Raw genomic sequence first — 1,649 nt, 5'->3', positions numbered from 1 at the left:
GGCATGGGGCTCGACTACAGCCGCGTCGTCAGCGACCGCAGCAGCGTCCAGAATGCCATGGATGCCGCCCTTCTGGCAGCCATGACGCTCAAGCATACGCCCGACGAGCAGATCAAGTATGCCTACCAGATGTTCGACGGCAACATGCTCACGAGTGATGCGAAAATCATATCGGTCGAAATCGAGCACGAAGGCGACAACATCCTCGCGGGGAAGGCGACCGGGTCGACCGAAACCACGCTGATGCACCTCGCCGGCTTTGAAAATGTCGGTTATGCGATCGAATCGAAGGCCATCCGCGGGCCGCAGGAGGGCAATCCCCTCTGCATCATGGCCATGCACCCGACCCGCAAGCACACGCTGGAACTCAAGGGCAGCGTTTCGATCTATGGCCCGAAGTGCCACATCTACGGCAATTCCAATCACGTCGATGACGTCGTCGATCCGCACACGCCGGACAATTTCGTGACCGGCGCGTCGGTGACCGCGGTCGGATACGGTCATCACTACATCCAGAACGTGACGCCTCCGCTGGAGGGCTCCACCGCCGTTGTCGCCGATCCCTACCTGTCCATGACGCTGCCCTCGGTCGGTGCCTGCGACCATACGGGCATGAAAATCAGCGGTGGCACCGTCACTCTCAATCCGGGAACCTATTGCAACGGCCTCCAGATCGTGAAGGGCGCCGACGTGAAGCTCAATCCCGGCACTTATACGATCCTCGGCTCCGAGTTCGAAGTCGAGGATTCGAAGGTCTCGGGGACAGGGGTCACCCTTTACCTCGCTGACCGTCATGCGGAGTTCAACGTCAGCAAGTCCGAGATCAAGCTGGTCGCCCCGGTTTCGGGAACCTGGACGAGTTTCGTGCTGCTGTCGAAGCGCGTCGAGAACGAGTGGACTTTCGAGAACGCGACGCTCGATCTCTACGGGATCGTCTACGCCCCCAACAGCGCTGTCTCGTGGACGAACAATGGAACCCCGACCATCACGGCCGCCTGGGCCGCCTGGATAACGGATGGGTTTTCGTGGGACGGGAATGGCACCATCAATTTCCCTTACGACACGGAAAAGGCCGTCGTGCCGCATCCGAGCAAGCTGAATGTGATCCCGCGCCCGAGCCTTATGGAAGTCGTCCGGCTGCTCAAGTAATCCGATCCGGCAAATTCACACCTGCGGACCGTCAGCGTGGCAAGGCTGCGCTGGCGGCGATCGTCTTTGTTCGTGGCCGGTCCGTAGCGATTGTTGGGCCTGATCGGAAGGCCCGGGCGCGGGCTAAGTTCCGCTGAACTTGCGGGCAATCCCTTCCGTATATGCGCCGCCACCACTGGCGCAAGGTCGGCGCCTGGCCGGTCCGGAAAGCCGAGCCTCTATCCTGTCACCCTGCTGCTGCATGGCGATCCTGTGACGATTGCAGGCGGCCAGACCTCCTCCGGCGATGCCGCTCGTGTTCCCGGAAGCTGTTGACCCGGCAGGCTGGCGTCAGGCCGTGGCGACCCATCGGTAACATGAGCTCAAGCCGCCGTTTCCCCGGATGTTCGTTCTGTGCGCTCGGTCTGCAGACAGTGCCCGCGTCTGCGATCCGATAATGGAGTGTATAAAACTTTATTAGATAATATATAAATATAGATAAAAATAAAGATATACTGATT

Annotated in this window: 1 protein-coding gene; it reads left to right on the top strand. The window is 59.8% G+C overall.

Annotation, left to right across the window (positions count from 1 at the left end; translation table 11 throughout):
* On the top strand, positions 1–1,149 hold a 1,149-nt coding region (locus CSC94_RS23910; protein ID WP_133123101.1), incomplete at its 5' end, for a DUF7305 domain-containing protein.
* Between the last annotated feature and the right edge of the window lie 500 nt (positions 1,150–1,649).

The sequence above is a fragment of the Zhengella mangrovi genome, assembly GCF_002727065.1.
Classification (GTDB): Bacteria; Pseudomonadota; Alphaproteobacteria; order Rhizobiales; family Rhizobiaceae; genus Zhengella; species Zhengella mangrovi.
Note: the sequence above shows the minus strand (reverse complement) of the source record. Positions and strands in the feature narration are given on the sequence as shown.